Raw genomic sequence first — 17265 nt, forward strand, 5'->3', positions numbered from 1 at the left:
CAACTAAATCAATCTACAGCTCTTTTCATACTGTATTAAATAATTAATATTAAACCATATTACATTACAAATATATAAATTATAAACGATAATATTTCATAATTATTATTTCAAGTAAAAATATTTCTTAAAATTATGCTAATAAAAAACACATTAATCTATCCTATCTTTCAAAACTTCTAGGTTTTTGGGCAATTAAAATCTAATTACTTAGCCAAAAGTTGTACTAACATCGACACGTTTTTTTTAACCCAAAATAAGTGATAGACATATAAATGAAAAGGAATTATACAAAACAGGTCTGAATTAGTAATAAAAGCACACCATAGTATGGTTTTAGAGCTTATGAAAGAGCTATGAAGTAGAATGGCTTTGTAGTATTTGGCTAACGCTAATTCTGGGTTCAACTAAGGTGAAAAACGGAGTTATATATTTTAGTTATAATCCTAATATTAACAAGGGACTAAATCTATTTTAATTTATACGATGAATATTTTTGTTCCTTCTGAGGGACTATTTTGGGAAGATGACTGGAATCTGATTGGAACCTAGCAGAAACAAATAAAGCTATCTATGGGGTTAGGTAACTTATTAATATCATTTATTAATACTAAATAGTTATCACTAATCTAGTACCCGATGCAAGCTGTTTATTCCACGCTTCTTCAATACTCTCTAATGGGTGTGCCTCTGTCTGAATATGTAATTTGTGATTAGAGGCCAATAAGAACATCTCAGGTAAGATTACTTTATTAAACACAATTAGTTCTTCTGGAGATAAACTACCGAATCCTGATCCTAGTATCTCGATAGCAGAGCTTCTAAGTATCGAAGAAGAAAGAGAAATCTCTTTCCCTGCCATATCTCCTGCTGTAACGATCTTCGTAGTATGTGATATATGTGTGATAGAATCTCCTTTTAAAATTTCCATTATTAATGAAATCGGTTTGCCCCATAGGTAATCAATCACGATATCGATAGGTGTTTCACGGTGTATAACAGCTAATCGTTCTTTAATGCTGTCGTCAGTATCTTTTAGATTAATCAGATGAGTCGCCCCATAAGATCTTAATTCTTCTAATAGTCGCTCATTACGCCCTGTAACGATAATATTCTTAGCACCGTAATGCTTTGCTATTTGAACAGCGACATGTCCTGTGACTCCTGTTGCGCCGTTAAATAATACTGTTTGACCTGCAACAAGTTTGGCTCTAATCAAAAGAGGCATCGCTGATCCTAAAACAGCATTAGGCAAAGCCGCTGCTGTAACATAATCTAGTGTATGCGGTATAGGAGTATAATTATCACCTATGATCGCTTGCTCTGCTAGCATCCCTGTAATCCCGAAGCCATAGACACGTGTCCCGTCTGCTAGTTCTCCTACTCCATCTGTTCCCGCTACTGTAGGAAACTCTCTATAACTAGCATAGTGCTTACCACTTACGCGAGCTTTATCAAGGTTCTTAACCGCGGCAGCCTTGACATTAAGTAATTGTTGATTTTCTTTCAAATCAAATAATAAATCAATATCCCCGTATTTGGGCGTGCTTCCCGATTTATGTAATATAGCTGCTTTCATTATAGTGTGTTGTTATTAATGCCTAAAAGTAGCTATTTTTTTGTAAAGTTGTGATGTCGTTGGGGCGAATTGCAATTCGCCCGTACAGGCGTGATGATGAACAAATAACCTTTAATAATTTAATCTACTACTAAAAGCTCAGTTATCTAACAAAAAAACTTGCTAAACTATGTAGCAGATTTATTGTTAAGCTTCACTTTACTTGTTTAAAGTCGTATATTTGTTCCTTTGCCAAAAAATATGTCTAAAACAGAAGAAACAATAGAAGTATTAGGAGCTAGAGTACACAATCTAAAGAATATAGACGTGTCTATCCCACGAGAAAAACTAGTAGTTATCACTGGTCTATCTGGTTCGGGTAAATCTTCTCTTGCATTTGACACTATCTATGCTGAAGGCCAACGCCGTTATATAGAAACTTTTTCTGCTTATGCTAGACAATTTCTAGGAGGCCTAGAACGACCTGATGTGGATAAGATAGATGGTCTGTCTCCTGTAATTGCTATCGAACAGAAAACAACCAATAAAAGCCCACGATCTACAGTGGGTACAATTACTGAAATCTATGACTTTATGCGTCTGTTATTTGCTAGAGCTGGAGAAGCATATAGTTATAATACAGGTGAAAAGATGGTCAGTTACTCAGATGAACAAATCTTAGACCTAATCATCAGTGAGTATCAAGGTAAGCGAATCAATGTACTTGCACCTGTAGTACGCGCTCGCAAGGGGCACTATAGAGAGTTATTTGAACAGATAGCTAAACAAGGGTTCCTAAAAGTACGCGTAGATGGAGAGATACTTGATATCACTTCAGGTATGCGTGTGGATAGATACAAAACACATGATATAGAAACAGTTATAGACCGTGTCGCAATAGATGATACTGAGCAAACCAAACAACGCCTTACAGAGAGTATCAAGGTAGCGATGCACTATGGAGATGATATCATTATGGTATTAGAACACGAGGGTGAAGTAGCGCGCTTCTTTAGTCGTCATCTGATGTGTCCTACCACAGGTATCTCTTACTCTAAACCCGAGCCAAATAACTTCTCATTTAACTCTCCTAAAGGAGCGTGTCCATGCTGTAATGGTCTGGGTACGATAAATGAGATTAATATGCTTAAGATTATTCCTGACTCTGCTATCTCTATTAAAGCTGGAGGGTTAATTCCTCTAGGTACAGAGAAGAAATCATGGATGTTTAAACAACTAGAGATAATCGCTGAGAAATATAAGTTCTCTTTAAATGACCCTATCGATAAAATCCCTGCTGAGGCAATGAATATTATCCTTAATGGCGGTCAAGAGAGTTTCTCTGTTGTATCTAAAGTAGCTGGAATTACGAAGAACTATAAGATTGACTTTGAAGGTATTCTAAACTTTATCAAAAATCAGTTTGAAGAAAGTGAAAGTGCTACGATTAAAAGATGGGCTAAAGAATTTATGGATGAGATAGATTGTCCTGAATGTAATGGTACTCGTCTTAAGAAAGAAGCACTTTATTTCAAAATGGGAGATAAAAACATCGGTGAGTTAATTCAGATGGATGTTGAGTCGCTAATTACTTGGTTTAAGAAACTACCTTATCAACTTACAGAGAAGCAAGTAGCTATCGGTAGTGAAGTACTTAAGGAGATCACTACACGCCTATCGTTCTTACAAGATGTGGGACTTACCTACTTATCTCTAAATAGGAGTTCACGCACATTATCAGGAGGTGAAGCACAGCGTATTCGTTTAGCTACTCAGATAGGTTCACAATTAGTAGGTGTATTATATATCTTGGACGAGCCTAGTATCGGTCTTCACCAACGTGATAACGAACGTCTTATTAAGTCATTAGAATCTCTTAGAGATATCGGAAACTCTGTCTTAGTAGTAGAACATGACAAGGATATGATAGAGCGTGCTGATTATGTCATCGACATCGGACCTAAAGCAGGTAAAAACGGTGGTAAGATTATAAGTGAGGGTACTCCTGCAGAGCTGTTAAAAGAAGATACGCTTACGGCAAATTACCTTAATGGTAAATTAAAAATAGCAGTACCTAAGAAACGCAGAAAAGGAAATGGTAAAACCTTAAAGCTAGAAGGGGCAACAGGAAATAACCTAAAGAATGTGAGTATAGAAATACCACTTGGAACACTAACATGTGTAACAGGGGTATCAGGCTCAGGGAAGTCCACATTAATCAATGGAACACTCTATCCTATTCTTAATACACACTTCTTCCATGCAGTGGCAAAACCACAACCTTATAAGAAAATAAAGGGATTAGAACATATAGACAAAGTTATTGCGATAGATCAAAGTCCTATTGGGCGTACACCTAGATCTAATCCTGCGACATACACAGAGGTATTCTCAGATATTAGAAACCTATTTGCTCAACTGCCTGAAGCTGCAATACGTGGTTATAAACCTGGACGATTTAGCTTTAATGTGAAAGGTGGTCGATGCGATACATGTGAAGGTTCTGGAGTGCGTACGATAGAGATGGGATTCTTACCAGATGTATATGTAGAATGTGAAACCTGTCAAGGAAAGCGTTTTAATAGAGAGACATTAGAGATTCGCTATAAAGGCAAGTCTATTTCGGATGTACTAGATACAACCGTAGCAGAAGCAGTGGGATTTTTTGAGAATATTCCAAAAATATATCGTAAATTGAAAACTATTAATGAAGTCGGTTTAGGGTATATTACTTTAGGGCAACAAAGCACTACTTTATCAGGTGGAGAAGCTCAACGTATCAAATTAGCTAGTGAACTATCTAAGAAAGATACAGGTAATACATTCTATATATTGGATGAACCTACAACAGGTTTGCACTTTGAAGATATTCGCGTATTAATGGAAGTGATTAACAAATTAGTCGAGAAAGGAAATACCATATTAATCATCGAGCACAACTTAGATGTAATCAAGACAGCTGACTATATTATAGATGTTGGATATGAAGGTGGTAGCCAAGGTGGTGAGATAGTTGCCACAGGTACCCCTGAAGAAATATGTAAAAATAACAAGAGCTATACAGCTCACTTTTTAAAAGAGGAGTTAAAAAATTAAGATTATGAAAGACGCATTTGAAAGTGAAGAAGCAAAGATCCAAGAGAAGTTTAAACAAAGATCTTGGAATGAGATAAAAACAAATGATTCATGGGGAATCTTTAAAATCATGTCAGAATTCGTAAATGGATATGAGAAAATAGGTCGTATCGGACCTTGTGTATCTATCTTCGGTTCGGCTAGAACTAAAACAGATGACCCTTATTATAAATTAGCAGAAGAAATCGCGTTCAAAGTGAGTCAGGCAGGTTACGGTATTATTACTGGAGGCGGACCTGGTATCATGGAGGCTGGTAATAAAGGTGCTCACTTAGGAAAGGGAGTATCAGTGGGGTTAAATATTGAATTACCTTTCGAGCAACACTTTAATCCATATATCGACGCAGATAAAAACTTACAGTTCGATTACTTCTTCGTACGTAAAGTAATGTTTGTAAAATACTCTCAAGGATTCGTAGTAATGCCTGGTGGATTTGGTACACTTGATGAGTTATTCGAAGCAATCACACTTATCCAAACTAAGAAAATAGCGAAATTCCCTATCGTATTAGTTGGTAGTGAATTTTGGGGAGGATTAATTGATTGGGTTAAATCAACTCTTCTAGATAAATATCACAATATCTCTCCTGAGGATATGGACTTAATCAAGATCGTAGATTCAGCTGATGAAGTAGTAGAAGTTATCGATGCTTTCTACAAGAAATACAACTTAAGACCAAACTTCTAAAAAATGTTTTAGATATAAATAGAGAAGACTGCTATAGCAATATAGTGGTCTTTTTTTGTACCCATTATTGACACTTATACGATTTTAGGCATCGGTACGGGTGTATTACTATACGCCCTACAACGTATGTTCACAATCTAGCTAAGGTACAGACGCAATATAGCCAACACGTCACCTGTCCTATTCACTAAAACTGTCCACAGGACACTTTCTTAACGTTTTGTTCTGCGACAACGCAAATATTGTGTCTACGTTGTGGAGTTACGAGTGCGATCCTTCCTTACGTCAGGATGACAAAGATAGTGGAAGGGGGATTAGGAATATGGACGTAGTTTGCGCGGCGTATAGTAATACGCCCATACCGTTGTAGATTATGATTGTAGATATAACATATCACAAAAAAAGCTGCTATAACTTACGTTACAGCAGCTTCTTTTTGATATCTAAACGAAGATTACTTCGCTAATAACTCTTCTATTTTTTTACTTAGATCCTCACCTCTTAAGTTCATCTCGATAATAGTTCCATTACCATCTACTAAGTAGTTAGCAGGAATACCTTCGATACCATAAGCAGCTACGATAGGATCTTCCCAAAACTTAAGGTTAGATACTTGAGCCCAAGTTAATTTATCTACCTCAATTGCTTTCTTCCAAGCAGCGTCATCTTTATCTAAAGAGTAACCGATAATATCAAACCCTTTAGCATGAAAAGCTTCGTATGCTTTTACTACATTAGGATTCTCTTGACGACATGGTCCACACCATGATGCCCATACATCTACAAGGACTAGTTTCTTCCCTTGTAAGAAAGCAGACAAAGTTAATTCTTTACCATCAGGAGTTAATCCTTTAAATTCTGGTAATTTACTTCCTACAGCTAATCCACTAGCTGCTCCTTCAGCAGGTTCACCCACTTCACCTAACACATGTCCTAAACGTTCCGCAACCTTTTTACCAATTTTAGAGTCTTTTAATTCCTTAGAATACTTATCAAAATCAGCTTTATATTCCTCAGGGCTTTTCTCTCCTGATGGGATCATTTGGTTTAATAAGAATAATCCGAAGGCTTTCCCTTCATTCTCTTTAGCATATTTCTCTAAGATACTCTTAGGTCCAACTAATAAAGCTTGGTATTCAGATTCTAATTTTTTAAACTCTTCTGAATCAGTTTTCCCAGTTTGAGCTAACATCATCATTTGCATTCCCTTTTCATCAGAAAACGCCATAATCTTCTCAGCGAAAGGATTAATCTCGTCTTGGAATTTCTGAAGTTTATCATTATTTTCAGTTCCACCTACAACTGTTTTTTCTGGTGTATTTTTATCTACAGTAATTGTAATAGTACCAGGTTCTGCAAGAAAAAATGCATTAAGATCCCCTGTTTCACCACCTTTAACGTGTAAGAATGCTTCATCTAATTCTGTAAACTTATGCTCGATAGATACCTTACCTCCTACTATAGTTCCCTTAGCTACTGCTACAGGTACATCTTGACCAATTTCCACAGACAGTATCTCTACTTCTGTATTGTCTGGAAAATTATTTGCTGTTAACTCAATAACATTTTTTTTCTGGCACGATGCAAACAATATCGTAGCTACTAGAAAAACTCCTAATTTCTTCATCTAAATAGTTTTTATTTTAATTGCTTAAAAATAGACATTATTTTAGATTACACATTAGTTTTCATTTGACTTTTTAAAATGATTAACTTTTTTATAGTTAAATAATAGATATTCAATCTAAAACTTGTATAATTATCTTAAATAATTGGAAGACTAGTCATGCTATAAACAACAAAAGCTATTACAACTTTCGTCATAATAGCTTCTTTCTTAGTATTATAAAATAGATTATTACTTTAGTACTTCTTCTAGTTTTTAATTTAACTCTTCACCTCGTAAATCTTTTGCCAAAACAACACCTTTATTATCTATCAAAAAACTTGCAGGAACACCACAAATACCATAATCTTCGACAATAGGATCCTGCCAGAATTTAAGATTAGATACTTGAGTCCAAGTTAACTTGTCTGCTTCAATTGCTTTTCTCCAAGATGCATCATCTTTATCTAAAGAATAGCCAATAATATCAAATCCCCTCTTATGGAATGCCTCATAGGTCTTAACTAAATTAGGGTTTTCTGCACGACATGGTCCACACCATGATGCCCATACATCTACAAGAACAACTTTCTTATCTTTTAAATATGTTGTAAGGTTTAATTCCTCACCGTCTACTGTCATTCCTTTAAACTCAGGTAAAACATCTCCTATTTGTGGTCCTTCTTCTTGTGCTGTTTCTATTTCAGTGATAAATTCTAGGCGTTCTTCAACTTTCTTGCCTAATAATGATTTTTTGGCGTCTTCGGAATAATTCTTTTTAAAATCTTCTTTATACTCAGGAATTGGTTTTCAGTTTTCTTACCGACTATAGAGTTTCTAAGTTGTTCTGGATATTTTTTAAATTCTTCCTTATATTCTTCAGGCTTCTTCTTCATAAAGCTTGTCTTTTTAAGGAATAAAATTAAACTAAGTACACGACAAAAAACAAAATACATTGATATTTAGTTGATTAACTTTAGAATGAAATAGTCTAGCCAAGTAATCAAGGCCTAATTTTACTACACTAATACTTCTATTACTATGTTTTTTGAAGGATATAGGTTTAATGTATGTATCGATATAATCTCCAATTTTATAGCACCAAACAAGTGCAAGCATTACTAGCATAATGAGCTGTTCAAGTTTTTTAATACACTTTAAATGCGTGTCTTCAATATTAAAACCACTTGACTTCATTGCTCTAAATAATGTTTCTATTTGCCATCTTTCTTTATATTTTTCAGAAGCATTTTCGGGTTTATTAAAACTTACAATTATACAATAATCAGTTTTGCCATCTGTCATTATCTTTGTGGCTGACAGATAACATAGTTGTCCATGTAGATACACAATTTTTTCATAAGCTCTAAACTCTCCAACTTTTAAATTGTAAAACAGATGATATGCATATTTATCTTCTTGCTTATGAGGTAGATAAACTTTAAAATTGTTTCGAATACGTATATAATACCTAATTCTTTCGTTATTCAAATATTCTATCCAACGTTCTCCAATAAACTCTCTGTCAGCTAATAAGCACTCTATACAATCTTTTCCAAACCATTCTATAAAATCATTAATGAGTTCTTTTCTCTCATTGGTATTTGAGTTTCCTTTTTTATCTAACATCTTAAATATTAAAGGGAAAGCAACATTTTTGTAACAAACACCAAGCATCAGTATGTTGATGTTTTGATTTCCAAACTTCCAGTTTGTACGATCTATAACAAGGGTATATTTATCTTGTTTAGGAAGAATAGCAAAGATGAACTTAGCTACAAGTTCAGATGTTAACTTAGCATCATAAACAAAACGTTGAATACGCCTACAGTTACTTTCTGCTTTAACTGAGTTGTCAAATGCTATAGATATATTTGTAAAATTGACTGACTTTACTTTGCATAGAGCCACGATAAATAAGGAAATAAAACTGATCCTAGCTAAATTGAGTTTATCCTTAAAACCTCCTTTTAATATCGTTAAAAGTTCTGTACTTTTGTAATCTAGGCTGTTGTTCGTTTCTAAAGGCATTACGTGAGAATTTTTCCTTTAAGATACTGAATATCAGCCTTTTTTACAAATATATGTCTCGCCTATTTTGTTGTAAATCAGATATTTAACATTTTTGTCGGGTACTAAGAAAATTAAACCAACTATATTAGTTTTATTGGCTTTTTCTTCTCGTTCAATAGCTTGATAATAGTTATCCTCATGTACTTCCATTTTTTCTCAATCTTTTTAATTCTTCAGAGTCTTCAGGTAACGTCATCATTTTTGATTCATTTAAATCAAAAAAATCACTATATTTTATACTTGCAGATTGAATCTCTTTAAGTGAATTTTGATATTTTTCATTATTCTCAGTTCCTTTCACTTTATAATCTTTCGGATTCTTTTTATCAAAAAAAACAGTGATATTTCCTGGTTCACCTACAAACAGAATTTTATCATCAACTTTATCACCCTCCTTGATAGAGATAAAAGCCTCATTTACTTCGACAAAAGGGTTTTTAAATGTTACTTTTCCATCTTTGATCGTTCCAGAAGAAAGAACAAGAGAGTCGCTATCTATTGTTTCTCTAATACAGATATAAACATTGGTATTCTCAGGAATATCTACTACTGTCAACTCAATACTATTCTTTTTTTGGCATGATATAAAAAATAATATTGAGACAAATACAAATATCAACTTCTTCATAAAAATGAGTTAAAATATTAACAAATAGATATTTGAATTAAGTTAGTATTATTTGAATATATATATTCAAATAATTATCAGCTAAAACCTACTTTTCAATCCATTTTTTAAAGTCATTTACTTTCTCTCGACTTACTATGAGATCTTCAGATTCAAAATTAGTTAAGTTTAATTTAAGTCTTGAGTTAGAATACGCATAGATATCTTTTATACTGTGAATAGAGACAATAAACTTCCTATTAACCCTATAGAAATCTTGAGGATCAAGCATCTTTTCTAATTCTTCTAAAGTAAAATCAATAATATAATTCCTTCCTTCTGTAGTCTGCACATAGGATGCTTTATTCTCGCTATAGAAACACACTATCTCAGATCTTAAAACAATTTTTATCTGTGCTCCAACTTTAACTACAAACCTCTCCTTATAATCTACTACATTATTTGTGGACATAAATTGTTTAAACAAATCAAACTGTTGATTAAATCCAAAGATAGCACTCCTATTATTTTTAAATTTTTCAACAGCTTGTTGCAACTCACTTTCTTGTATCGGTTTTAATAAATAATCAATGCTATTTAATTTAAAAGCTCGAAGTGCATAATCATCATAAGCTGTTGTGAAAATAATAGAACTATCAACTTTCACTTGTTCAAAAATCTCGAAAGACAGTCCATCTGATAGCTGTATGTCTAAAAAGATGAGGTCTGGCTCTCTATTAGAACCAAACCACACTACTGCCTCCTCTACACTCGAAAGGTTTATCATAGAACTATAACCTAACTTCTCTAACTTCCTCTCAAGTGAGCGAGCAGCGGGCTTTTCATCTTCAATAATTACTATATTGATCATTATTTTTTACACTTAATTGATACTGATATGTTGTTTTTATCTTCTCTAGTTCCCTTCTTTCCATTCTATCTTGTAATACTCTTAATCCAGGAATATTATTAAGAAATAATGAAATGAATCGAATAGCTAAACTTAATAGTAAGATGACAAATAATACATTCGCATAATTCACATCTCTTACACTCACATTGATCGTTACATTTGCAATGCCGTACTCTCTATCGTACCACACAATTCCCATAAAGAATAAAACAACTAGGAGTTTTATAAACAATAGTATCGCGCGATTATTCCTTGCATAGATAAGTTTTTTATACTCTACCAAGGCTTTTGGTGATATTGTTGATTGTTCCATAATATGTTAATTCCATTTTTGTCCTTCTCCCTTATGTTTATCCATGTACTCTCTAATCTTCTTATCTTCCCAGTCCTTTCCTAAGAACAGACTGTAATTAAAGGTTTTCATTGCATCAGATGCTAAACCTATCCCCCAAGCGAATAAGGGAATTAAACTCCACATAAACGATGGCTCAGTAAGTAAGTTAAGCATAATCAAGAAGCTGTTAACCATTATAAAAGTAGTAAGGTGAGCATAAAACTTTTTAATTTTCTCTACCTTCTTCTTTGCTTCTACTAATATTTCTTGTTCGTTCTCAGGTACATCTATAATTTTCATGTGTTCTATAATTTTAGTTAGTATTGGTATTCTCACAGTAAAGTATTCCTCTGTTTCTTCTATAAAAACTGGCTTAGACGTTAATAAGGCATATCTACTCGCGATATTTTCTAATCCTATTCCTTTTCTATTGTCTAGTACTTGTTTTTTATTTAAGGTGTTTTTGATAATTAAATATCCATCCGCGCCCTCCTTAATAGTAATATGAATAGGTCGCTGTGCAGAAGCTTTGTTATGCTTAATCACATTTTCTAATAGCAACTGTAAAGACAAGGGTACCACCTTCGCTCCCTCTTGTTTAATTTCCGTTGGCAATTCAAATACCAAGCTGTCCTCAAAACGCATTTGCAACAATTCTATATACGTCTTAGCGAAGGCTAGTTCTTCTTCAATAGGGACTAATTCTTTATTCTTCTGATCTAGTATATAGCGATATGTTTTAGATAGCGAATTATTAAACCCCAGTGCTTTATCCTGATCCTCTTCTATTAAAGCTCCTAATACATTCAGACTATTAAATAAAAAATGTGGGTCAAGCTGATTCTTTAAGCTTTCAAACTGAGCAGAAACATTGCCTGTTATCACCTTCTGTTCCTCTAATTCTTTGTCTTTTACCAAACTAGAAAATGTCACATGAAAGTAGATACCCATTAGAATTGTATAAAAAACTGTAAAGTTTAAAACAGGTTTAAAACGACCATCAATAAATAGATTCACAACTTCCCCTTCTTCTACGAAGGACATATTAACTACTTTTACCAATAGTGCTATGGTGAATATAACTACTGCGTTAATAGCAGTAGCAAGTAAGGTAGTTAAGCCTATATTATTACTATTCTCTGTACGATAAAGCCTAGCTAGATAATTCTTTTTCAAATAATTATTAACTAAAACTATACTCGCAGCAAATAAACTAAAGTATATAATAAACAAGTAAACATCTAAATGATATAGTCGCAATACTTTCTTAAACATGAGGAAAGTAATAAGGAGTACTGCTATTATCTTGGTAATATTATTTCGCTGTGTCATTTTTTAAAATAGTATTAATCTGCACATTTACAATCTGGTTTCTTTGATTAAAAATGCTCTTTGTACTTTCTTCTTTTTTAATGCCAAACATAGTTAAGAAGAATGTAATCAAAAATAAGGTAATGGTTATAATAATTTTCATATCTATCTTGTTTTTTGTTGAAGCAAAGATGTGACAGATCCATCAAGAAAAAAAAAGAAGAGTACCGAACTGTTGAGTTTATAGGACGAACTGTAATATACAGGTATTATACCTTTAAACCCAGAATATGCGATAGCTAAATACCTCAAAACAATTTAGCCTAGTATAAGTATAGTAATTCTACTATACGAAGAAAATTCCCATTTTGGTATTAAATATCAAAAAACGGGTGTAGAGAAAATAGTTGAATTTTATTTACTATATTTGTAACCAAATGAATATCAGTATTTATTCTTTTTTTTTAGACCAATCTTCAAGGTCAATATTTACAATAATCGCATCAATATATTAATAGGATATCATAGGTATCTTTATGCTATCTCCGTTCGAGTGAGTCCATAATGAGTCTATAGTGACTCCATTAAAATGGCTGTTTTAATGGAGTCACTATAGACACACTATGCTGTCAATATGCTTCCTTACAAAACTACATAGCAACTTCATCAAAACAAACATAAAACAAGGTATTTAGGAGGATAATAGATAAAGTCCATAGAAGATAAGACCTTAGATTTTCAATAGAATAAAAATCATTTTATAGTGGCAAGTTACACGATTAAACTAAGATTATATAAAAGATAATAGCTAAAGTGAATAAAAGCAAGATAGTTCCATACGTCGCTTTTGCTAATTACCCCACTACACATTAGCAGTTAAAATAATAGAGTGTACTTAAGGTAACAGTAAAAAACTGGCTGTCAACCCGATGTAGCGACTTCGTTAAAATGTAGGTAAAAAGAGCCGTATTTATTCGACAATAATGAATAATAAGTTTAAATTTGCCTTTCTAATCTACAAAAAAGTTATGGTATATAAGTTCAGAGTAATCCTTGATACTGAGGAAGATATATTTAGAGACATTGCTATTTCAGAAGATGACTCATTAGAAGATTTACACAATGCTATCGTAAATGCTTTCGGTTTTGACGGTATGGAGGCTGCTTCATTTTACAAGTGTGATGATCAATGGACTCAGCTTGAAGAAGAAATCTCGTTATTTGACATGGGAGAAAATCCTGGTGAAGATACAACCATGAACTCTACTACTATAGGATATATTTTAGATGAAGAAAACACTAAGATCATATATGTATATGACTTCTTAAATATGTGGACTTTCTTCGTAGAATTAGGAGCTATCGAAGAAGAAGAACCAGGAGTATCATATCCTGAAGTACTGTTCTCACATGGTATTCTACCAGACAGTATGCCAGGTAAGTCATTCACTGCCAATCCCGTATCTAATGACGATATCTATGGTGAGTTTGACGATGATTTCGATGATGAAGATTTCGACATGTTTGAAGATGGCGATAACTTCGAAGATTTCGGTTATGAAGAAAACTGGAACTAATCCCTTTACAATTTCATTTTTAATTTATACTAAGTAGATTATACTACTTACTCATTACTGACATTATGATTAACTTATTTAATACGCACATTGAAACTCTATCTATCCATAGAGTTGGAAATAAAAGCAGAAATGAAGCTATCTTCTTATCTGAGGAACCTTATAACTTAAATGATGAAATAGCTCCTTTATTAAAAGAGTATTTCTTTAAACCATTCCGTGAGAAAGAAGAAAACTTCTATCAATTCGCACATGATGTTGATTTAGAATTTAACGAAATGTATAACTATGCTAACGAGCTTTTTAATGCTCCATCAGCAGAGAATGCACAGGCAATTTCTAAGAAAATAACAAGTCACTTATTCGAACAGTCAAATCATCCACATATTAAGAATGGAGAAGTATATGTTACATACTTGACTAACTTATCTATTGATAACAATATAGTAGATGCTATAGGTATCTTTAAAAGTGAAATCAAGACTGACTTCTTACAACTTCAAGAAAATGGATCTAACTTAGAGATGCACCTTCTACAAGGTATCAATCTTAATAAGTTAGACAAAGGATGTATCATCTTTAATTACAAAAAAGAAGAGGGGTACAAAATCTTAACTATCGATAGCAACAAATATGATGCACGTTATTGGTTAGAACATTTCTTAAATGTAGATATATTCCAAGATGAGGCATTTATGACTAAAAAATACCTTAAGTTCTGTCAAGACTTCGCTAAAGAAGTAGTACTTCCTGCTGAAGACAAGAAAGAAGAGGTTATGTTTATGAACCGTTCTGTGAACTACTTCGCTAAAAACGATGAGTTCGAAGAGACTAATTTCTTAAACGAAGTAATCGACAATCCAGATTTAGCTGCTGAGTTTAAAAACTACAAAGTAGATAAAGGAGAGAAATACAGTATCGAAGATACAACATCATTCCCTATTGCAAATAATGCAGTAACAGATGCTAGAAAGAAGCTTAAGAATGTAATCAACCTTGACACTAACATCCAAATCAAACTAGACTTTATCAACCCTGAAAGTGCTGATAAGTTTGTAGAAAAAGGATGGGATGAAGAGAAGCAAATGTATTACTACCTTGTTTACTTTAACAAAGAACAAAAATCTTAATAAGAATACATAATTTAGCGATTCCACTTATACTGGAGTCGCTTTTTTTATTTAAAAACATACATTATGAGAGAGTTTAATTACATCTTAATATCAGAGGGAGCATTTAATGCAAATACCGCTCAAGACATTCTTAATTCTAATATTTCTGTAGTTAATTACCTACGTAGTTCTGAAGTAGGTGATGATGAGTTACATCCTGATGCTTTTGCGAGCTATTGTGTCGATTATTATTTAAACTCTGTGGAATCTAATGGGCTTGTTTCGTTTATTTATAATAGCAAATGGGATTTAGACTTAATCGAGATCATCCACGCTGGATTAATAGCTATGGACGCAAAAGAGCACTTAGAATATTTTGAAAAACAAATGAGAAGAGTCAAAGCTTTTAGCAATATCAAACTAAAGAAATTCTTTGATACTGAACTAGGGAAAGAAAAAGAAACTGCTTCTTTATTAGAAGACAACTCTTTTAAAGACATATCGGAGGATTTAAGAGCGCTAAATGCTACTTGGTTAAAAGATCATCCCGATTTAAAAATAGTAAGCCTAGAAGAGATGCAAAGTATCATCACTGAATTTATATCATAAACTCATTATCTGGATAAGTCAGATAGCACAAAGTAATTCTTCGTTATAAATCCTTCATTAGCTCTTAAATCATACTATATAAATATGATGTAATCTAATCGAACCTATTCTGCATGATTACTTTTCGTTTACTTGCCTATTACAGGTTCTGTGATAAAAAAAGCTCCTCAATGAGGAGCTTTTTTACTTTATTATTTACTGAACTCAAATTTAGAAATCTTAAGATCATTACCTTTTTTAGCTAGATAAATTTTTTCTACCACCTCTTCAGGTTGGTTTTCATACTTTACTTTATACTCAAAATAAAAGTCTTTTGTTTTAGCTTTTTTATCTCTATCAGTCATTTCCCACTTATCAAGTACAAAACTTTTAATATTCCCGTACTTCTCATCTCTATCTTTAAGACCTTTAATAAAAGCGGCTTGTTGTTCATCATTATAGAAATCTTCATTCATATATTTCGGAATGGAATCATAACTGTCTTGCATTACATTGTAATAATACCATCCAATCAATGTCTCTCCGGCTTTTTGATCTCCAAGTTCTGTACTTTTTTTTGTGTTATTACATGACACAAATACCACTGCTGCGAATAAGAATGTAAAAATCTTTTTCATAAGAAATACTTTTAATTAATTGTTAAATTATAAAACTCTCCTAACCTTTTTATCTCCTATAAATTTAATAAATAATAATGATTTTTGCAAATTCTTAATCAACAAATAATTAAATTCCTTTTTTTCCTAAATATGTATAACACCATGTGATTGTAAAAGTGGGTACAAAATCAAATCCAGGGGATAATTCTTCGATAAAATTAACAATTGCACCAACCCTACCTACTTTACCAGGATACATTTTTAATAGTATATAAGCTGATATAGGTGCCCAGACAAGATCTACAAACTCTCCTGCCCCAGGTATCATATAGGATAAACACCCTACTAGATCCATAAATACACCTATGTAAAGCTGTCTATATTTAATTTTATTATCTGTAATCATTCATTTACTTTATTTCAGTTTACCTGCGTATTTTACTCTAAACTTATCTAGCTTTGGCTTTACGACCAACTGACAGTATGGGTTCTTATCTCCACTTTTCTTAAAGTAATCTTGATGATAGTCTTCCGCCACATAGAATCTACTTGCTTCAGATAGCTTAGTTACGATGGGATCGCTATATACTTTTTCCTCTATTAAAATATTCAGATATTCTGTTGCTACTTTTTTCTGAATCTCATCTGTATAAAATATTTCGCTTCTATACTGAGTCCCCACATCCTCTCCTTGTCTGTTTAAAGTTGTAGGATTATGACTTGTAAAGAAAATCTCCAACAGTTCATTATAATTAATAATCAATGGATCATAAGTAACCTTAATTGCTTCAGCATGTCCAGTTTCTCCAGTGCACACTTCCTCATAAGTTGGATTATCCTTTACTCCCCCAATATATCCAGGAAGGACTTCTTTTACTCCTTTTAAACTACTAAAAATTGCTTCCACGCACCAAAAACATCCTGCTCCAAATATTGCTGTTTTAAATGTATTGTTTTCCATCACTTTGTTGTACTAATCTTGTTTTTATTATTTGCTCATCTTACTTATTACTAAACCTAACTTTATCCAAGTAATTTAGCACTATAAAGATAGTTTATTATTTTTTAAAAAATTATTACTTCTCTTTTAATCCTTTTTAGGTTTTTAAAATAAGTAAAAAGCGTTACTTTGTATTTCTAATT

At 32.8% G+C, this 17265-nt stretch carries 17 protein-coding genes; 5 read left to right on the forward strand and 12 right to left on the reverse strand.

Annotation, left to right across the window (positions count from 1 at the left end):
- Window positions 1-610 precede the first annotated feature (610 nt).
- Window positions 611-1579, reverse strand: coding sequence for a quinone oxidoreductase family protein (locus tag LNQ81_RS15505; protein WP_229948285.1), 969 nt, complete (start codon window positions 1577-1579; stop codon window positions 611-613).
- Window positions 1580-1819: 240 nt separating this feature from the next.
- On the opposite strand from LNQ81_RS15505, the gene uvrA reads away from it, so the two are divergent.
- Together uvrA and LNQ81_RS15515 are read left to right on the forward strand one after the other, a co-directional pair.
- Window positions 1820-4654: an excinuclease ABC subunit UvrA gene (uvrA, locus tag LNQ81_RS15510; protein ID WP_229948287.1), complete on the forward strand. Its 2835-nt coding sequence runs from the start codon at window positions 1820-1822 to the stop codon at window positions 4652-4654.
- A gap of 4 nt (window positions 4655-4658) precedes the next feature.
- On the forward strand, window positions 4659-5381 hold the full coding sequence (locus LNQ81_RS15515) for an LOG family protein (RefSeq protein ID WP_229948289.1): 723 nt from the start codon (window positions 4659-4661) through the stop codon (window positions 5379-5381).
- 454 nt (window positions 5382-5835) lie between these two features.
- Here LNQ81_RS15515 and LNQ81_RS15520 read toward each other — a convergent pair whose 3' ends face one another.
- The 8 genes from LNQ81_RS15520 to LNQ81_RS15555 form a co-directional block, all read right to left on the reverse strand.
- Window positions 5836-7008 carry a TlpA disulfide reductase family protein gene (locus LNQ81_RS15520; protein WP_229948291.1) on the reverse strand — a complete coding sequence of 391 codons (1173 nt, stop codon included), beginning with the start codon at window positions 7006-7008 and terminating at the stop codon, window positions 5836-5838.
- 255 nt (window positions 7009-7263) lie between these two features.
- Window positions 7264-7791, reverse strand: a complete 528-nt coding sequence (locus LNQ81_RS15525) for a TlpA family protein disulfide reductase (RefSeq protein ID WP_336245923.1) — start codon at window positions 7789-7791, stop codon at window positions 7264-7266.
- A complete protein-coding gene (locus tag LNQ81_RS15530) occupies window positions 7728-7883 on the reverse strand; it encodes a hypothetical protein (RefSeq protein ID WP_229948295.1) in 156 nt (51 codons plus the stop codon). The genes LNQ81_RS15525 and LNQ81_RS15530 overlap by 64 nt, the downstream gene beginning before the upstream one ends.
- A 31-nt stretch (window positions 7884-7914) precedes the next feature.
- Window positions 7915-9018: an IS4 family transposase gene (locus LNQ81_RS15535; RefSeq protein ID WP_229944201.1), complete on the reverse strand. Its 1104-nt coding sequence runs from the start codon at window positions 9016-9018 to the stop codon at window positions 7915-7917.
- Between the two features lie 178 nt (window positions 9019-9196).
- Window positions 9197-9688 (reverse strand): DUF4369 domain-containing protein, encoded by a 492-nt coding sequence (locus LNQ81_RS15540; protein WP_229948304.1) that lies wholly within the window; start codon window positions 9686-9688, stop codon window positions 9197-9199.
- Between the two features lie 88 nt (window positions 9689-9776).
- On the reverse strand, window positions 9777-10538 hold the full coding sequence (locus tag LNQ81_RS15545) for a LytR/AlgR family response regulator transcription factor (RefSeq protein WP_229948306.1): 762 nt from the start codon (window positions 10536-10538) through the stop codon (window positions 9777-9779).
- Window positions 10516-10893, reverse strand: a complete 378-nt coding sequence (locus tag LNQ81_RS15550) for a hypothetical protein (protein ID WP_229948308.1) — start codon at window positions 10891-10893, stop codon at window positions 10516-10518. Before LNQ81_RS15550 ends, LNQ81_RS15545 begins: the two co-directional genes overlap by 23 nt.
- 6 nt (window positions 10894-10899) lie before the next feature.
- On the reverse strand, window positions 10900-12246 hold the full coding sequence (locus LNQ81_RS15555; RefSeq protein ID WP_229948310.1) for a 2TM domain-containing protein: 1347 nt from the start codon (window positions 12244-12246) through the stop codon (window positions 10900-10902).
- A 1007-nt stretch (window positions 12247-13253) separates the two neighbouring features.
- Between LNQ81_RS15555 and LNQ81_RS15560 the strand changes: the two genes are divergently transcribed.
- From LNQ81_RS15560 to LNQ81_RS15570, 3 genes are all read left to right on the forward strand, one after another.
- On the forward strand, window positions 13254-13802 hold the full coding sequence (locus LNQ81_RS15560) for an IS1096 element passenger TnpR family protein (protein ID WP_229948312.1): 549 nt from the start codon (window positions 13254-13256) through the stop codon (window positions 13800-13802).
- A gap of 65 nt (window positions 13803-13867) precedes the next feature.
- Complete coding sequence (locus LNQ81_RS15565) at window positions 13868-14932, forward strand: nucleoid-associated protein (RefSeq protein ID WP_229948314.1); 1065 nt, start codon at window positions 13868-13870, stop codon at window positions 14930-14932.
- A 66-nt stretch (window positions 14933-14998) separates the two neighbouring features.
- Window positions 14999-15523 (forward strand): DMP19 family protein, encoded by a 525-nt coding sequence (locus tag LNQ81_RS15570; RefSeq protein WP_229948316.1) that lies wholly within the window; start codon window positions 14999-15001, stop codon window positions 15521-15523.
- Between the two features lie 191 nt (window positions 15524-15714).
- Here LNQ81_RS15570 and LNQ81_RS15575 read toward each other — a convergent pair whose 3' ends face one another.
- The 3 genes from LNQ81_RS15575 to msrA form a co-directional block, all read right to left on the reverse strand.
- Window positions 15715-16140, reverse strand: a complete 426-nt coding sequence (locus tag LNQ81_RS15575) for a hypothetical protein (protein WP_229948319.1) — start codon at window positions 16138-16140, stop codon at window positions 15715-15717.
- Window positions 16141-16249: 109 nt separating this feature from the next.
- Complete coding sequence (locus LNQ81_RS15580) at window positions 16250-16528, reverse strand: hypothetical protein (protein ID WP_229948321.1); 279 nt, start codon at window positions 16526-16528, stop codon at window positions 16250-16252.
- Window positions 16529-16537: 9 nt separating this feature from the next.
- Complete coding sequence (msrA, locus tag LNQ81_RS15585) at window positions 16538-17083, reverse strand: peptide-methionine (S)-S-oxide reductase MsrA (protein WP_229948324.1); 546 nt, start codon at window positions 17081-17083, stop codon at window positions 16538-16540.
- Between the last annotated feature and the right edge of the window lie 182 nt (window positions 17084-17265).

It is taken from the genome of Myroides oncorhynchi, assembly GCF_020905415.1.
GTDB classification, from domain to species: Bacteria; Bacteroidota; Bacteroidia; order Flavobacteriales; family Flavobacteriaceae; genus Flavobacterium; species Flavobacterium oncorhynchi_A.

Bases quoted from the DNA above. Each gene is read 5' to 3' on its own strand.
- LNQ81_RS15505 (WP_229948285.1), bottom strand. From the start codon at position 1,579: ATGAAAGCAGCTATATTACATAAATCGGGAAGCACGCCCAAATACGGG.
- uvrA (WP_229948287.1), top strand. From the start codon at position 1,820: ATGTCTAAAACAGAAGAAACAATAGAAGTATTAGGAGCTAGAGTACAC.
- LNQ81_RS15515 (WP_229948289.1), top strand. From the start codon at position 4,659: ATGAAAGACGCATTTGAAAGTGAAGAAGCAAAGATCCAAGAGAAGTTT.
- LNQ81_RS15520 (WP_229948291.1), bottom strand. From the start codon at position 7,008: ATGAAGAAATTAGGAGTTTTTCTAGTAGCTACGATATTGTTTGCATCG.
- LNQ81_RS15530 (WP_229948295.1), bottom strand. From the start codon at position 7,883: ATGAAGAAGAAGCCTGAAGAATATAAGGAAGAATTTAAAAAATATCCA.
- LNQ81_RS15535 (WP_229944201.1), bottom strand. From the start codon at position 9,018: ATGCCTTTAGAAACGAACAACAGCCTAGATTACAAAAGTACAGAACTT.
- LNQ81_RS15540 (WP_229948304.1), bottom strand. From the start codon at position 9,688: ATGAAGAAGTTGATATTTGTATTTGTCTCAATATTATTTTTTATATCA.
- LNQ81_RS15545 (WP_229948306.1), bottom strand. From the start codon at position 10,538: ATGATCAATATAGTAATTATTGAAGATGAAAAGCCCGCTGCTCGCTCA.
- LNQ81_RS15550 (WP_229948308.1), bottom strand. From the start codon at position 10,893: ATGGAACAATCAACAATATCACCAAAAGCCTTGGTAGAGTATAAAAAA.
- LNQ81_RS15555 (WP_229948310.1), bottom strand. From the start codon at position 12,246: ATGACACAGCGAAATAATATTACCAAGATAATAGCAGTACTCCTTATT.
- LNQ81_RS15560 (WP_229948312.1), top strand. From the start codon at position 13,254: ATGGTATATAAGTTCAGAGTAATCCTTGATACTGAGGAAGATATATTT.
- LNQ81_RS15565 (WP_229948314.1), top strand. From the start codon at position 13,868: ATGATTAACTTATTTAATACGCACATTGAAACTCTATCTATCCATAGA.
- LNQ81_RS15570 (WP_229948316.1), top strand. From the start codon at position 14,999: ATGAGAGAGTTTAATTACATCTTAATATCAGAGGGAGCATTTAATGCA.
- LNQ81_RS15575 (WP_229948319.1), bottom strand. From the start codon at position 16,140: ATGAAAAAGATTTTTACATTCTTATTCGCAGCAGTGGTATTTGTGTCA.
- LNQ81_RS15580 (WP_229948321.1), bottom strand. From the start codon at position 16,528: ATGATTACAGATAATAAAATTAAATATAGACAGCTTTACATAGGTGTA.
- msrA (WP_229948324.1), bottom strand. From the start codon at position 17,083: ATGGAAAACAATACATTTAAAACAGCAATATTTGGAGCAGGATGTTTT.